Origin of the sequence: Pseudolysobacter antarcticus (genome assembly GCF_004168365.1) — a bacterium.
In the GTDB taxonomy this organism is placed as follows: Bacteria; Pseudomonadota; Gammaproteobacteria; order Xanthomonadales; family Rhodanobacteraceae; genus Pseudolysobacter; species Pseudolysobacter antarcticus.
On the sequence record NZ_CP035704.1, the window covers coordinates 4,568,318 to 4,583,615 of the forward strand.

12 protein-coding genes are annotated in these 15,298 nt (G+C 59.3%); 8 read left to right on the plus strand and 4 right to left on the minus strand.

Annotated elements, in window-relative coordinates; genetic code table 11:
• Positions 1 to 129: 129 nt before the first annotated feature.
• Genes ELE36_RS19590 through ELE36_RS19610 form a run of 5 tightly spaced genes read left to right on the plus strand, consistent with a single transcriptional unit; the run spans position 130 to position 6,213 of the window.
• A complete protein-coding gene (locus ELE36_RS19590) occupies positions 130 to 2,214 on the plus strand; it encodes a 3-hydroxyacyl-CoA dehydrogenase NAD-binding domain-containing protein (RefSeq protein ID WP_129836312.1) in 2,085 nt (694 codons plus the stop codon).
• A 27-nt stretch (positions 2,215 to 2,241) separates the two neighbouring features.
• Positions 2,242 to 3,420 carry an acetyl-CoA C-acyltransferase gene (locus ELE36_RS19595; RefSeq protein WP_129836314.1) on the plus strand — a complete coding sequence of 393 codons (1,179 nt, stop codon included), beginning with the start codon at positions 2,242 to 2,244 and terminating at the stop codon, positions 3,418 to 3,420.
• Between the two features lie 7 nt (positions 3,421 to 3,427).
• Positions 3,428 to 3,898: a MaoC family dehydratase gene (locus ELE36_RS19600; protein WP_129836316.1), complete on the plus strand. Its 471-nt coding sequence runs from the start codon at positions 3,428 to 3,430 to the stop codon at positions 3,896 to 3,898.
• Between the two features lie 19 nt (positions 3,899 to 3,917).
• The gene (locus tag ELE36_RS19605; RefSeq protein ID WP_129836318.1) at positions 3,918 to 5,081 is read left to right on the plus strand and encodes an acyl-CoA dehydrogenase family protein; all 1,164 of its coding nucleotides are present in this window, start codon (positions 3,918 to 3,920) and stop codon (positions 5,079 to 5,081) included.
• A gap of 10 nt (positions 5,082 to 5,091) precedes the next feature.
• The gene (locus tag ELE36_RS19610; protein WP_129836320.1) at positions 5,092 to 6,213 is read left to right on the plus strand and encodes an acyl-CoA dehydrogenase family protein; all 1,122 of its coding nucleotides are present in this window, start codon (positions 5,092 to 5,094) and stop codon (positions 6,211 to 6,213) included.
• A gap of 70 nt (positions 6,214 to 6,283) precedes the next feature.
• On the opposite strand, the gene ELE36_RS19615 is transcribed toward ELE36_RS19610, so the two are convergent.
• The 3 genes from ELE36_RS19615 to ELE36_RS19625 form a co-directional block, all read right to left on the minus strand.
• On the minus strand, positions 6,284 to 7,216 hold the full coding sequence (locus ELE36_RS19615; protein ID WP_242512313.1) for a glyoxalase: 933 nt from the start codon (positions 7,214 to 7,216) through the stop codon (positions 6,284 to 6,286).
• A gap of 108 nt (positions 7,217 to 7,324) precedes the next feature.
• Positions 7,325 to 8,146 carry an alpha/beta fold hydrolase gene (locus ELE36_RS19620; protein WP_129836322.1) on the minus strand — a complete coding sequence of 274 codons (822 nt, stop codon included), beginning with the start codon at positions 8,144 to 8,146 and terminating at the stop codon, positions 7,325 to 7,327.
• Between the two features lie 93 nt (positions 8,147 to 8,239).
• Positions 8,240 to 8,941 (minus strand): pirin family protein, encoded by a 702-nt coding sequence (locus ELE36_RS19625; protein ID WP_129836324.1) that lies wholly within the window; start codon positions 8,939 to 8,941, stop codon positions 8,240 to 8,242.
• A 128-nt stretch (positions 8,942 to 9,069) separates the two neighbouring features.
• Here ELE36_RS19625 and ELE36_RS19630 point away from each other — a divergent pair, with 128 nt between their 5' ends.
• The 3 genes from ELE36_RS19630 to ELE36_RS19640 all read left to right on the plus strand — a co-directional run bounded on the left by ELE36_RS19630 (position 9,070) and on the right by ELE36_RS19640 (position 12,150).
• Positions 9,070 to 10,026, plus strand: a complete 957-nt coding sequence (locus ELE36_RS19630; protein ID WP_165371702.1) for a LysR family transcriptional regulator — start codon at positions 9,070 to 9,072, stop codon at positions 10,024 to 10,026.
• A gap of 111 nt (positions 10,027 to 10,137) precedes the next feature.
• Positions 10,138 to 11,172, plus strand: coding sequence for a LacI family DNA-binding transcriptional regulator (locus ELE36_RS19635; protein WP_165371728.1), 1,035 nt, complete (start codon positions 10,138 to 10,140; stop codon positions 11,170 to 11,172).
• 93 nt (positions 11,173 to 11,265) lie between these two features.
• Positions 11,266 to 12,150, plus strand: coding sequence for an alpha/beta hydrolase (locus ELE36_RS19640; protein WP_129836330.1), 885 nt, complete (start codon positions 11,266 to 11,268; stop codon positions 12,148 to 12,150).
• A 133-nt stretch (positions 12,151 to 12,283) separates the two neighbouring features.
• Here the strand turns inward: ELE36_RS19640 and ELE36_RS19645 are convergent, their stop codons facing one another.
• Positions 12,284 to 15,148, minus strand: a complete 2,865-nt coding sequence (locus tag ELE36_RS19645; RefSeq protein ID WP_129836332.1) for a TonB-dependent receptor — start codon at positions 15,146 to 15,148, stop codon at positions 12,284 to 12,286.
• Between the last annotated feature and the right edge of the window lie 150 nt (positions 15,149 to 15,298).

A 15,298-nucleotide genomic window follows, 5' to 3' on the forward strand; every position in this document is an offset into this window, starting at 1 on the left:
AGTGTGCCTGGTGCACGGAAACGGCAACACCGCTCTTGCGCGCAAACTCACGGCTTGGCAGGGACAAAAGCGGCCCGAATATCCCACCGATACGTCATAACGATCCATCACCACCACGCAGGAAAAAAGATGTCAGTCAGCTACGAAATCCATGACGGCATTGCCGTACTCACCCTGGCCAATCCGCCGGTCAACGGCCTCGGCATCGCCACGCGTCGTGGCTTGGTGGAATCGTTGACCCAGGCCCTGGACGATGCGCAAGTGCGCGCGATCGTGGTCAGCGGTGGCGAGCGCGCTTTTTCCGGTGGCGCCGACATCCGCGAATTCAACACGCCACAGGCCGAGCAGGAACCGACCTTGCCGACCGTGATCGCCGCGTTCGAACGCAGCAGCAAACCCGTGGTGGCTGCGATCAACGGACTCGCGCTCGGCGGTGGCCTTGAACTGGCCCTCGGCACCAACTATCGCGTCGCCAGCAGTCGCGCACAAATCGGCTTGCCGGAAGTGAAACTCGGCTTGCTGCCGGGCGCTGGCGGCACGCAGCGTCTGCCGCGCGCGGTGGGTTTGGAAGCCGCCACCAACATGATCGTTTCCGGTACGCCGGTGGCAGCGTCGTTACTGGCCAAGACCCGACTTTTCGATCGCGTAGTCGACGGCGATGCGCTGGAAGCCGCGATAGCCTTGGCGCGCGAAGTCGCGAGCAGCGGCGCAAAACTGCCGAAGGTGCGCGACTGGAAAATCAAGCACGAAAACGCCGAAGGTTTTCTCGGCTTTGCGCGCACCGCGGTTACCGCCGCATCGGTTAATTATCCGGCGCCGTTGAAATGTCTGGATGCGATCGAAGCGGCGGCGTTGAAGCCGTTCGATCAAGGCATGCAGGTCGAACGCGAGGCCTTCGCCCTGCTTATCCAGACACCGGAATCCAAGGCCTTGCGCCACGGCTTTTTCGGCGAGCGCGCCGCGGGCAAGATCGCCGACATCGGCGCGGACGTGCCGCTGCGCGAAATTCGCCGGGTCGGCGTGATCGGCGCCGGCACGATGGGCGGTGGCATCAGTATGAATTTCCTCAACGCGGGACTTCCGGTGACGTTGCTGGAAACCAAACAGGACGCACTCGATCGCGGCCTCGCCACGATCCGCAAGAACTACGAGAACAGCGCGAAGAAAGGCAAGCTGACCGCCGAACAGGTCGAGCAGCGTTTGGCGTTGATCACGCCGACCTTGTCGTACGAAGATTTGAAAGATGCCGATCTGATCGTCGAGGCAGTGTTCGAGGAATACAGCGTCAAGCAGGCGGTGTTCACCCAGCTCGATGCGGTGGCCAAACCCGGTGCAATCCTCGCAAGCAATACCTCGACGCTAGACGTCGATCGCATCGCCGCATTTACCGCACGCCCGCAGGATGTGCTCGGCATGCATTTTTTCAGCCCGGCGAACGTCATGAAATTGCTCGAAGTCGTGCGCGGCAAACAGACGGCCAAAGACGTGCTGGCGACGGTGATGGCGCTGGCGAAAAAGATCGGCAAGACCGCCGTGGTATCGGGCGTGTGCGACGGTTTTATCGGCAATCGCATGATCGAGCAATACAGTCGCCAGGCCGGATTTCTGCTTGACGAAGGCGCGCTGCCGCAGCAGGTGGATCGCGCGATGGAAAAGTTCGGTTTCGCGATGGGGCCGTTCCGCATGGGCGACCTCGCCGGCAACGATATCGGCTGGGCCATCCGCAAACGTCGTGCGCTAGAAAAACCCGATCTGACCTACTCGAAAACCGCCGACCTGATTTGCGAACTCGGTCGCTACGGCCAGAAAACCGGCGCAGGCTGGTACGACTACAAACCCGGCGATCGCAATGCGCATCCATCCGCCGAGGTGAATGCGCTGATCGAAAAACATTCCGCGGATATCGGCCTGAGCCGACGTGCGATCAGCGACGAGGAAATCGTCGAGCGACTGGTCTACGCGCTGGTCAACGAGGGCGCGCACATTCTCGCCGAAGGCATCGCGGCCAAGGCATCGGATATCGACATCGTTTATCTGGCCGGTTACGGCTTCCCGATCTGGCGCGGCGGCCCGATGTTTTATGCCGACAGCGTTGGCCTGTACAACGTGCTCGCGGCGATGCGCCGTTATGCCAAAGGCCATGAGGGCAAAGCCTGGGAACCCGCACCGCTGCTGGTGCAACTGGCTGAGGCCGGCCAGTCGTTCAACCGCTGATCCACCACGCTACGATCGGGAAAACACATGAAAGAAGCAGTTATCGCATCCACCGCACGCACCGGTCTGGCCAAGAGCTGGAAGGGCGCCTTCAACATGACGCACGGCGCGACGCTCGGCGGTCACGTCGTGCAGCACGCGGTCGCACGCGCCGGCATCGATCCGGCCGAAGTTGAAGATGTGCTCATGGGTTGCGCCAATCCGGAAGGCGCGACCGGCGTCAATATCGCGCGACAAATTGCGTTGCGCGCGGGCTTGCCGGTGACTGTACCGGGCGCGACCGTGAATCGTTTCTGTTCGTCCGGTTTGCAGACGATCGCGATGGCCGCGCAGCGTGTGATCGCGGGCGAAGGCGATATCCATGTCGCCGGTGGCGTGGAAAGTATTTCGTGCGTGCAGCCATACACAAATATGCACATGCTCAGCGAAGGCTGGCTGCTCGAACACAAGCCGGAGTTGTACTGGCCGATGTTGCAGACCGCCGAAACCGTGGCCAAACGTTACGGTATTTCGCGCGAACGCCAGGATCATTACGGCGCCGAAAGTCAGCAGCGCGCGGCAGCAGCCGCAGCCGCCGGAAAATTCAACGACGAGATCGTGCCGATCACCGTGCTCGCGGGGGTTGCCGATCCGAAAACGCTGCAACTGTTGACGCGCGAAGTGACCGTGACTGCTGATGAAGGCATCCGCGCCGACACGACGTACGAAGGCGTTGCGAAGATCCGCAGCGCACTCCCCGGCGGTGTGATTTCAGCCGGCAATGCGAGTCAGTTTTCCGACGGCGCATCGGCGGTCGTGGTGATGGATGGCAAGCTCGCCGAGCAGCGCGGGATCAAGCCACTTGGCATCTTTCGCGGATTCGCGATTGCCGGTTGCGAGCCGGACGAAATGGGAATTGGCCCAGTGTTTGCCGTGCCGAAACTGCTCAAGCGCGCCGGCCTGAAAGTCGACGATATCGGCCTGTGGGAACTCAACGAAGCGTTTGCCGTGCAGGTGTTGTACTGCATGGATACGCTCGGCATTCCGCACGACCGCATCAATGTCAACGGCGGCGCGATCGCGGTCGGCCATCCGTACGGCGTGAGCGGCGCGCGGCTGGTCGGCCATGCGCTGATCGAGGGCAAACGCCGCGGCGTGAAATACGCAGTGGTGACGATGTGTGTCGGCGGTGGTCAAGGTGCCGCGGGCTTGTTCGAAATCGTCTGAGCGCGCCATGCAAATCATCGAAAATCTTGAGGCCTTGTCGGGCTGGATCGGTCGCGAAGTCGCGTGCAGCGATTGGCTCGCCATCGATCAACAGCGCATTCAGCGTTTCGCCGAAGCCACCGGCGATACGCAATGGATTCATGTCGATCCCGAACGCGCGCGCCGCGAATCGCCGTACCAATCCACGATCGCGCACGGTTACCTGACGCTATCGTTGATCCCGATACTGATGCAATCCTGCGTGCGTATCGATGGCATCGGCATGGCGATTAATTACGGCCTCGATCATGTGCGCCTGCCCGCGCCGGTGCGTGTGAACGAGCGCATCCGTGCGCGCATTGTGCTTGATCGCATCGAGCCCGTGAGCGGCGGAATCCAGGTGTTCTGGTCCGCCATCGTCGAAATTGAAAACGGTGATAAACCCGCCTGCGTCGCGCAGATGCTGGTGCGTTATTACGCCGTCGCCACAGCCACCTGATTTAGCCAGCGGAGTTTTTATGGATCTCGATTTCAACGCGGAAGAGCTAGCGTTCCGCGACCAGGTGCGCGAGTTTCTCGCCACGGCGTTGCCCGCGGAGATTCGCGATCGCATGCATCGCAGCGACGACAGCCATATCCGCGACGATATCCAGAACTGGCAGAAAATTCTGCACGCTAAAGGTTGGGGCGCGCCGGCGTGGCCGGTCGAATTCGGCGGCACCGGCTGGAGCAAGACCGAGCAATATATTTTCGAGACCGAATGCGCCTTGGCTGACGCGCCTGCGCAGCTCGCGTTCGGTGTAAAGATGGTTGCGCCGGTGTTGATGCGTTATGGCAGTCCGCAGCAGCAACAATATTTTTTGCCGCGCATTCTTGCGGCTGATGACTGGTGGTGCCAGGGATATTCCGAGCCCGGCTCCGGTTCCGATCTGGCCTCGCTGAAAATGAAAGCCGAGCGCGATGGCGACGAATATGTGCTCAATGGTCAGAAGGTCTGGAACACGCTCGGCCAGTTCGCCGACTGGATCTTCTGCCTAGTGCGCACCGACAGCAGCGGCAAACCGCAACGCGGCATTTCGTTTCTGCTGATCGACATGAAAACGCCGGGCATCACCGTGCGTCCGACGCGCTTGCTCGACGGCACATTCGAGGTCAACGAAATCTGGTTCGACAACGTCCGTGTGCCGGTGAGCAATCGCATTGGCGAAGAGAACGCGGGCTGGACTTACGCCAAGTTTCTGCTCGGCCACGAACGCACCAACATCGCCGGGATCGGCGCCAGCAAACGCGAACTCGCGCGCCTGAAACAGATGGCCGCGGCGCAGCCGAAAGCCGGCGCGACGATGCTGCAGGATCCGCTGTTCGCCACGCGTATCGCGCAAGTGGAAATCGAGTTGCGAGCGCTCGAAATCACCAACATGCGCGTGATTTTTGCCGAGGCAAAAAAACAGGCGCCAGGGCCGGAAGCCTCGATGCTGAAGATCCGCGGCACCGAAATCATGCAGCGATTGTCCGAACTGCAGATGGAAGTGCTCGGTGCCGATGCGCTGATCTATCGCGATACCAGCGGCGAGATCGCGCGTGAAACCTCGACCTATCTCAACCTGCGCAAGCTCAGCATCTTCGGCGGATCGAACGAGATCCAACGCAACATCATCGCCCAGATGATTCTGGGCCTGTAGGAGCAAAGCGATGGATTTTTCATTCAGCGACGAACAGCAAATGCTGCTCGACACAACGCGGCGCTTCATCAGCGAGCGCTACGATTTCGATTACCGCAACAAGGTACGCGATTCCGAAACCGGTTGGTCGCGCGAGATATGGACCGCACTCGGCGAACTCGGTTTGCTCGCGCTCAATATTCCCGAGCAGGACGGCGGCATCGGCGCCGGCGCTGTCGGCACGATGCTGGTCGGCAATGCGATCGGCGAGGGTTTGTTGCTCGAACCGTTTCTGTCGAGTGCGGTGATCGCGACGCAGGCGATTGTCGAGCTGGCTTCAGCGCAACAACGCGAACAGTGGTTGCCGGCGCTGGCGTCAGGTGAGCTCATCGCGGTGCTGGCGCATGACGAAACTGCTACGCGCGAAAATTCGTTGCAAGTCGAAACGCGTGCCGTGCGCGATGTCGACGGCTGGCGCATCGATGGCAACAAGTCGGTGGTTTATCACGCGCCGGCAGCCAACCTGCTGCTGGTATCGGCGCGTATTGCAGAAAACGACATTGGCCTGTTTGCGATTCCGCACGATGCCGCTGGTCTGCAATTGCTGCCGTGTGTGACCGTCGACGAACAACGCGCTGCCGCGGTGCTGTTGCAAGATGTGCATGTGGGTGCCGATGCGCGCCTCGGCGGCGATGCAAAAGTCGCGCTGCAATCCGTGCTCGATATCGGCCTCGCCGCACTCTGTGCCGAAGCCTTCGGCGCGATGCAAAAAATCCTCACAGCCACGATCGAATACAGCCGTTCGCGCGTGCAGTTCGGCGCGCCGATCGGCAGCTTCCAAGCGCTGCAGCACCGCATGGCGGAAATGCTGATGCATCTGGAACAAGCACGCTCGATGTCGTATCTCGCGACCTCGCAATGCACCGATCCCGATCCGCTTGCGCGCCGTGCTGCGCTGTCAGCGGCGAAGGCGCTGATGGGTCAGGCGGCGCGTTACATCGGCCAACAGGCGGTGCAATTGCACGGCGGCATGGGCATGACCGACGAGCTCAATGTCAGCCACTATTTCAAGCGGCTGCTCGCATTCGAACTGCGCTACGGAAACACCGATCGGCACCTGGAAACTTATCGGCAACAATTGCACGCGGCGTAGCGATTTGCATCTGTGGTTACGCCGCCAATGCCTGAGTAATGTTTGCGCGACACACTATCGAAGCATTACCTCAGTGCGCCGCCTTCAGCGCATGCACTTCCGCGATATAGCCGCCCGGAAATTCGATGATCGCGGAGCTGCGGTCATCACCATCAAATCGCGGCGATAGAATCTTCGCGCCCGCGGCTTGCGCCTTGCGCAACGTGTCGGCGAGATTCTTCACGTGGTAGCCGGTGGTGTCGTGGCCGAACGGGTACGGCAAGTGGCCGTCGCTGACCATGACCTGCATCTTGCCGAACGCGGACTCGATACGGATGCGCCGATACTTTTCTCCGCGTCGGCCGATTTCACCGGCGTCGGCCTGCTTGTCGTCCGCGACGATCTTGCCGTGCGAAAACCGCACGAAGTCGTGCGCGAACACATCGGCGCTGTCGGGCGACACATACACACGATTGTCGGGAATGCTTTCGAGCGCGTCGTACATCGGCGCCTTGTCGTGCCAGTACAGCAGCATCTTCACGCCACCGGGCCACTGGATCACTGCGTCCAGACCGATCGGATCGCGGAATTTGTCGACGATGATATCGGCACCCGCTTCACGCGCCGCGCGCAACGCCTTGTCCATATCGCTGACGAGATAACCGTTGCGCTCCTGGCCGAATGGATACGGCACCGGCGTCGTGAAACCAAACGTCGACAACGTGCCGATGGGTGTCCACACGTATTGCGCCAGCGTACTGCTCGGCACCGGCAACACATTGGCAGTGATGCGCGGCGACGGTTTGCCGCCAAACGTGGCGACAAAACTGGCAACAAATTTGTCGAGATCGGCAGCGGCGACATAGACATGTGTGGTGTCGTATTGCGCACCGACAGCGACGCCCGCACTGGCGCGCGGCGTATCCTTGGCGAATGCCGATACGAGCACGAAAAATTGCAGCGCCGCGAAGGCGAGCGTGAAAGTCATGCCGCGCAAAATTTTCTGCTCATGTCGAATGCGCATGATGTGCTCCTCAGATCGTGACGGAAATTTTTCTTTGCATCCGATGCAAAAATACTCGGAGATACGGTGGGTCGTGACGACCCACCGCGAGCGCGTGTAGACAAATTTCTAGCTGCGGATGAAGGCCAGCAAATCAGCGTTGAGCTGATCCTGATGCGTACTCGCCAATCCGTGTGGCGCGCCCGGATAGATTTTCAGCACAGCATTCTTGACGATCTTCGCCGACAGTAACGCGGAGGCTGCGATCGGTACGATCTGGTCATCGTCGCCATGCACGATCAAGGTCGGCACGTCGATTTTCTTCAGATCTTCGGTGTAGTCGACTTCGGAAAATTGCTTGATGCATTCGAACTCGGCCTTGATGCCGCCCTGCATGCCTTGCAGCCAGAAGCCGTCGCGCAGACCTTGCGATACCTTCGCATCCGGGCGGTTGGCGCCGTAGAACGGGGCGCTGAGATCCTTGAAAAATTGCGACCGATCCGCCGCAACGCCAGCACGGATGCCGTCGAAAACTTCCAGCGGCAGACCACCCGGATTACTCACGGTCTTGAGCATCAACGGCGGCACCGCGCCGATCAACACGACCTTGGCCACACGCGCGGTGCCGTGCCGACCGATGTAATGCGCGACTTCGCCGCCACCGGTGGAATGGCCGATCATGATGATGTCCTTCAGATCGAGTTTTTCGATCAGTGCGGCAAGATCATCGGCATAGGTATCCATGTCGTTGCCATCCGACGGCTGGCCCGAGCGGCCATGCCCACGGCGATCATGCGCAATGGTGCGATAACCCTGATTGGCCAGGAACAACATCTGACCATCCCATGCATCGGCATTCAGCGGCCAGCCGTGCGAGAACACCACGGCCTGGCCCTTGCCCCAATCCTTGTAGAAAATTTCCGTGCCGTCTTTGCTTGTGATTGTGCTCATTGGGGTTTCCTCGTTGTGGGTTTTTGGAGAGTGAATACTAGCGGCATTTCATGACCGAAATCGCCGTGGAAAGTCAGGACGATTACGTGGGTTTTACGGCGTCATGTCGAACAACAGGATTTCCGCATCCTCGTTGGCGCGCATATTGATCAGGCCGGCATTGTTCCATGCGATCGCATCGCCGGCACGCAGGGTTTCACCGTCGATTTCGATCACGCCGCGCGCGATCTGCAACCACACACGACGGTTCGCCGCCGGTTCGAATTCCAAGGTTTGCGTTGCGCTCAAGCGTGTCGCATACAGGTTCACATCCTGATGGATTTTCAACGCGCCATCGTGCGGCGTACCTGACGCGATGAGATGCCATTGGTTGTGTAAATCCTCGGGCGCAAAAGTACGTTGCTCATAACCCGGCTCCAGACCCTGGCGATCCGGCATCAGCCAGATCTGCAGAAAATGTACGGTGTCGGTGGCTGATGCATTGAACTCCGAATGCGTCACGCCGCTGCCCGCGGTCATGCGCTGCAACTCGCCGGGACGAATCAGCGCGCCGGTGCCGAGGCTGTCCTTGTGTTCGAGCGTGCCATCGAGCACCCATGACAGAATTTCCATGTCGCGGTGCGAATGTTTGCCGAATCCGGCGCCAGCCGCGACGCGATCTTCGTTGATCACGCGCAGCGGACCGAAGCCCATATGCTGGTTGTCGAAATAATCGCCGAACGAAAACGTATGGCGGCTTTTCAGCCAGCCGAAGTCGGCATTGCCGCGATCTTCCGAACGTCTGATGGTGTGCATGATGTCTCTCCGTGGAATCCAGATTTGCACTCTAGGCTTCGCGGGCGAAAGCCACTAGCCAGACAAATGCGAACGCGGCGTTCGCCATGGACGAACGCAGGCAATTGCGCTCACGAAAAGAAATGCCGATGATCGTTCGATCAGCAACGGCAGCGAGCGGCATGGATTACGATTTCGGCGATATTCGGGCTTTTATCCAGGTTGTGGAGAACGGCGGCATCAGCGCGGCGGCGACACGACTGACGATCGCCAAATCCGTGCTGAGCGCACGTATCGCGCGACTCGAAAAAGACGTGCAGGCAAAACTGTTGCACCGCTCGCCGCGCGGGGTTTCGTTGACCGATACCGGCCAGCGTTTTTACGATCGCATGCGCGACGTGGTCGCGCGTATGCAGCAGGCCGTGGACGAAGTTGCGGGCGATGACAGCGATCGTATCAGCGCGAGTTTGCGCATCGCCGCACCGATGACATTCGGCACGGCTTATCTCGGGCCGTTGCTGTTTTCCTTCATGCACCAACATCCCGATCTGGAGCTGACACTCGAGCTGGACGATCGTCGCATCGATATTCTCAGCAGCGGTCATGACCTTGCGGTGCGTATCGGTCGGCTTGAAGATTCGTCGTTGATGGCGCGGCGAATTGCCAGCAGTCGGCGCGTGTTGTGTTGCAGTCCGGATTACGTGCAGCAGCATGGATTGCCGCGCGATATCGAGCAGATTTCGCAGCACGCCTGCATCTGCTACGGCAACGCGAGCATCGCGCCTTACTGGCAATTCGAGGCGGGTGCCAGCGGTGGTGAACCACGCCAGGTGGTAGTGCGTGGCCGCACCCATTTGAACAACGGCGAAAGCATGCGCGACGCCGCGATTGCCGGCCTTGGGCTAGCCGCGTTGCCGTTGTTCATTGCCGCACCGGCATTGCGCGCGGGCACGTTGATCGAGGTGCTGCACGAGACGCCGCCAGTCGCTGATGCGATTCATGTCGTCTATCCGCGCACGCGTTATGTGAGCCGCGCCGTGCGTGGCGTCATCGATATGCTGGTCGCGGCTTACGCCGACGGCGCACCTTGGGATGCGGATGTTTGAACGCGGCGCGACGAGCACAAAGGCGGTGTCGACGATGTCCGTTGTCTGGCGCGGTCTGGCATAATCGACGACACGCCTCGGGCGCCTTGCGCTATCGCAGGAGAAGCCGCTATCCGCAGCAAACAGAAAGCAACCTCGCTCGTGATCGCCCACTTGGCGGGCGTGTCGCAACCAACGGTCTCGCGCGCGCTGCGCGGCAGCCCGATGGTGAACGAAACCACGCGTTTGCGCATCCTCAAAATCGCGCGCGAACTCAATTATCAGGTCGACAAGAACGCCTCCAGTCTGCGCAGCAAATCCAGCGGAACGCTGGCGCTGTTGTTCTTCGAGGACCCAGCCCCGGATGACTCGCTGATCAATCCGTTTTTCGTCTCGATGCTGGCATCGATCACGCGCGCCTGTGCTCAGCGCGGCTACGATCTGCTGATCTCGTTCCAGCAGCCGGCGAATGAAGATTGGCAAGCCGGCTTCGAAGACAGCAACAAGGCCGACGGCATTATTCTGCTCGGTTATGGCGATTATCTGGACTATCGCGCACGCCTCGAATTTCTGATTGCACGCGGCATGCATTTTGTCTGCTGGGGTGCGGTTCGGCCCGATCAGCCCGAGGTATCGGTGAGTTGCGACAATTACCGTGGCGGTTACGCCATCACTCGACATTTGCTCGAACGCGGCGCGCGACGTATCGCTTTTCTCGGTGATGCATCCAATCATTGTCCGGAATTTCTCGAACGCCACCGCGGTTACAGCGAAGCGATCAAGGCGAGTCGTCTGCGCGTCAATGCGCGGTTGCAGATCGACGCCATTTCTTCCGAGCAATCCGGTTTTGATGCGACCACGGTTTTGCTCGAACGCAAACTGCAGTTCGATGCCATCTGCGCCGCCAGCGACCTTATCGCGATCGGCGCGATGAAGGCATTGCAGGCGCACGGATTGCGTGTGCCGGCGGATGTTCTGGTGAGCGGCTTCGACGATATTCCGCTAGCGGGATTCGTCAATCCCAGCCTGACCACAGTGCAGCAGGATACCAAGGCTGCCGGCGCTATTCTGGTGGAAACCTTGCTCAAGCTGATCCGCAACGAACCCGTCGAAAGTCAGATAATCCCGGTGTCGCTGATGCTACGCGGCTCGACCCAGCGCGCCTGATTTGTACCGACAATACACTCGTCAGTTGCGGCGCATCGCGCTTAAAACAGAAGTGTTGCACGACGACATGATAAACAAGCTGGCCACGCAACAATGAGACAAAGTATACATTTACCCTTGTTGTGGCTAGTGCTGTTGTGCACGCCGTATGCGATCGCTGCAGATCTGCCGCAGGCAACGCCAAAGCGGCTCGGCAGCGCATCGCCGAACGTGCAGGTATTGCCAATACCGTTCACGATTGCCGGCCTCGATCGCCAACGCAGTATTCGCATCTACCTGCCGCCGGGGTACGCAAAAACAAACCAGCATTATCCGGTCTTGTACATGCACGACGCGCAAAATTTGTTCGACGATGCGACGGCTTTTTCTGGCGAATGGAACGTCGACGAGGCGCTCGATACGCTAGCGAAATCGCACGGGCTTGAACTGATTGTAGTCGGCATCGACAATGGCGGCGAACATCGCCTGCATGAACTCAGCGCGTGGGACAACCCCAAATATGGCAAGGGCGAAGGCAAGCAATACACCGCCTTCATCGTCGATGTACTCAAGCCGTATATCGATGCGCACTACCGCAGCAAACCCGACCGCAGCAATACCGCCATCATGGGTAGTTCGCTCGGCGGGCTGATCTCGCATTACGCGATTTTTCAGTATCCCGAGGTGTTCGGCAAAGCCGGAATTTTTTCACCGTCCTACTGGTTCGCGCCGGAAGTTTTTGCTTTCAGCGCAGCACGACCACTGCCACTGGATGCCAAAGTATACTTTTACGCTGGCGGCAAGGAAGGTGATAAAATGCTGCCGCAGTTCAACCGCATGATCGCCCTGTTGCAGCAACCCGCACAACGTCATGCAACATTTTTCGTCAGCATCAATCCTGTGGCGCAACACAATGAAGCGGCTTGGCGCGCGGAGTTTCCAAAGGCCGTGAGCTGGTTGTTCGCGCCCGACCCGGGCGATACGCATCGCCGCAATTAACGACATTCGCTGAAGTCACATTCTCTTCGCATCGCTGCGATTGCTGCATCGCTGCGATTGCTGCAATGTTCGGGCATAAAAAAAGCCCGGGCGGATCGCGTCCGCCCGGGCCTTTCGATGCTTGCCTGGCAACTCAGAACTTGTAGTTGGCTCCTAGCAGCACAGAGCGACCGTACTTGATGTATTCAAGCGGGCGATCCTTGGTGCCGGCATAGGTCTGGAAGGCGGTGTTGGTGAGGTTATTCGCCTGCAGCAACAAGCTCAGACCTTCGAAACGACCTTCTTGGAAGTTGTAGCTGATTTGTGCGTCGGTGATGTCTTCACCCACCACGTAACGCACGGTGCGGTCACCATTGAAGTTGCCGATTTCGCCGATGAAATCGGAGCGTTTGCGATTGCTGAGGCGCGCCTCGAAACCGTGGCTTTCGTAATACACAGTCAGGTTGGTGACATGCTTCGATAAACCCGGCAGCGTGATGTTGGCCGACCCCACGGCGCTGACGCTGCCGCCATCGGGCTTGATCGAAATATTGCTGCTGGTCACGCTGGTACTTGCCGTGACACCAAACCCGTCCAGCACCGGCGTTACCAGATTGAACGGCAACGAGACGGTAAATTCGAGACCCGACAGTCGCCCGCCATTGCCGTTGTACGCGGTGCTGTACTGACCGAAATTGGTGGTGGCGACAGTACCCGGGGTGAAGGCGGAGAAGTCACGAGTTCTGCTGTCTTCGTAGATGTAGGTTTTCAGATCCTTGTAGAAACCGGCCACCGACACATACGCCTTGGTGCCGAAGTATTTCTCGTACGAAAGATCAAGAGCGTTGGCGCGCCACGGATCAAGCTTCGGGTTGCCGCCGCTGGCGCCGGGCACGCCGGTGGCGGTATTCACGCCGAAGTCGAGCGAGGCGCGCAGCTGATCCACGCGCGGGCGAGCAACCTGCTGCGCGGCGGCAAAACGAACAGTCTGGTCACTGCCCAGATCAAACGCGAGATTCAAGCTCGGCAAGGCGTCGGTGTATTTCTTGCCGTCCTCAACCGGCTTGACATTCTGCCCTGCAGGCGCGGAATCATCCCAGTAGTTGGCGGTGGATGACTGATCGACGTGCTGAATCTGCACGCCGACATTGCCGCGAACGCCGATCTCGCCCCATTGCGCGTTGATGTTGGCCTTGGCGAAAGCGGTCTCGATCGTTTCGTACACATTCCACGCCTTCGCAATGAGGTACGGCGCAGAGGTTTCGCTCGGGTTGAAGGTCATGTATCTGGCCACTGCGGCAGGCACATTCCAAGCGGGAATCGAGCCCAGATTGGAACCGGCGAAACTCAGATCGACCGGCGAGTACTGCAGATCGGAGCCAATGATCGTGTCACCCTGCGCACCCAGATTGATATTGCCTTCGGGCTGGTGTTTCTTCTTCGAGCGGTCGGCGTAATTGATGCCTGCATCGACGTCGGAAAACAGGCTGCCTACTGCATCCGGCACAGGAAATTTAGCGGTCAGCTTGAAACTCTTGAGTTCGTCTTCCACCCTGGGTTCTTTGCCATAACCGGAGCCGTAAATGGTATTGCGCAGAAACAGCTTGGTCGGATCCGAATAGTTCAGCCCGGGGTTCAAGGTCTGGAAAGCACCGGTCGGGAATCGCAACGTGAGGCTATCGAGCTGCTTGGCGGGTTCGAGCTGGGTATTGTTCTCAAGTGCCACCTCCTCTCGTGTTGCCTTCGAATAGCTGACGTCAGCCACGAGCGCAACCGCACCCACCTTGAAAGCGTTATTCCAGCCAATCGCATTGATCTTGTCATTGCGCTTGTTGTACTCGCCGCGCACGAGCGGATAAACGTTACTCAACACGCCGCCGGTCAAGGTGTTGTTGCCATTGACCGTCGGCGAAGTCCAGTTGCAGGCAGGCTGGCAAGGATAGTCGCCGTTGTAATACAGGCCCGCTTCGAACTGATTGGCGGTATCGACCTGGCTGGATTTGGACGCGAACAAATCGAGTGTGCTGACCCAGTCATCCGACGCTTTCCACTCGATCGTCGCCATCAGGCCATCACGTTTGGTGACGCCGGTTCGGCGCAATGCCTTGATGCCGTCAGTCAGGTACACATCGGTCGGAACGCCAGGCCGATGGTTATCGACCGCCGGATTGGCAAACCAGGGTTCATAGGTGCCGGTCTGCTCCTCTGCCACCGGTGTTTCCTGATGCGCATAACCGAGGGCGATACCCAAGGTGTGATCGGCAAATTGATCGATGAAGCTCGCGCTGATTCGATTGCCGTTGGCGGAGGCATTGGCCGCCGAGCCCAATGAATTTTCCGATGCGCGCGCATTCAGCACCACGACCGGCTTGCTGAAGCTCAGCGGACGCACGGTCTGCAAGTCCAGTGTGCCCGACAAACCTTGTCCAACGAGGCCGGCATCCGGTGTCTTGTAGACAAGCACGCCGCTGAACAATTCCGATGGATATTGGTCGTACTCGACACTGCGATTATCACCCGTGCTGACCTGCTCGCGACCGTTGAGCAGCGTGGTCGAGAAGTCCGGTGACAAGCCGCGCACACTGATCACCTGGGCACGGCCGGCGACGCGCTGCGCGGCCAAGCCAGGCAGGCGCGCGATCGATTCGGCGATACTGCTATCGGGTAGTTTGCCAATATCTTCGGCCGAGACCGCTTCGACAATCGAGTCGGAGTTTTTCTTGACCGAGATCGCATCCTCGATGCCACGCCGAATGCCGCTGACGTTGACCGTTTCGAGTTCGGTGGCCTCGCGCTCGGCCTCCGCCTTTTCCTTCTCGGCCCTGGCTTTGGCCTTGGCCTTGGCGTCATCCTTGACCGGATCCTGATTATCGACGGCGGCATCGGGTTGCACCGGCGCGGAGTTCTGCGTGTATCCCGCAACCGCGCTATCAGCAGTGATATCGGCAGCGCATGCGGCACCCGCACAACTGGCCAGAATGGACGCGACAGTAAGCGCCAGCAAATTAGGCTTGAGCATTTTTACCCTCCCCGGGTGTGAATTACAGACAACGTTTGCGCGCTTTATATTTTTTTTGCGCGCGTGTTTTTGTGTGGATCGAATAACGGGTATTGAACGGCCATTCGATTGATTGGCAGCCTAGACGCATGCCGATATGTAAACAATCCG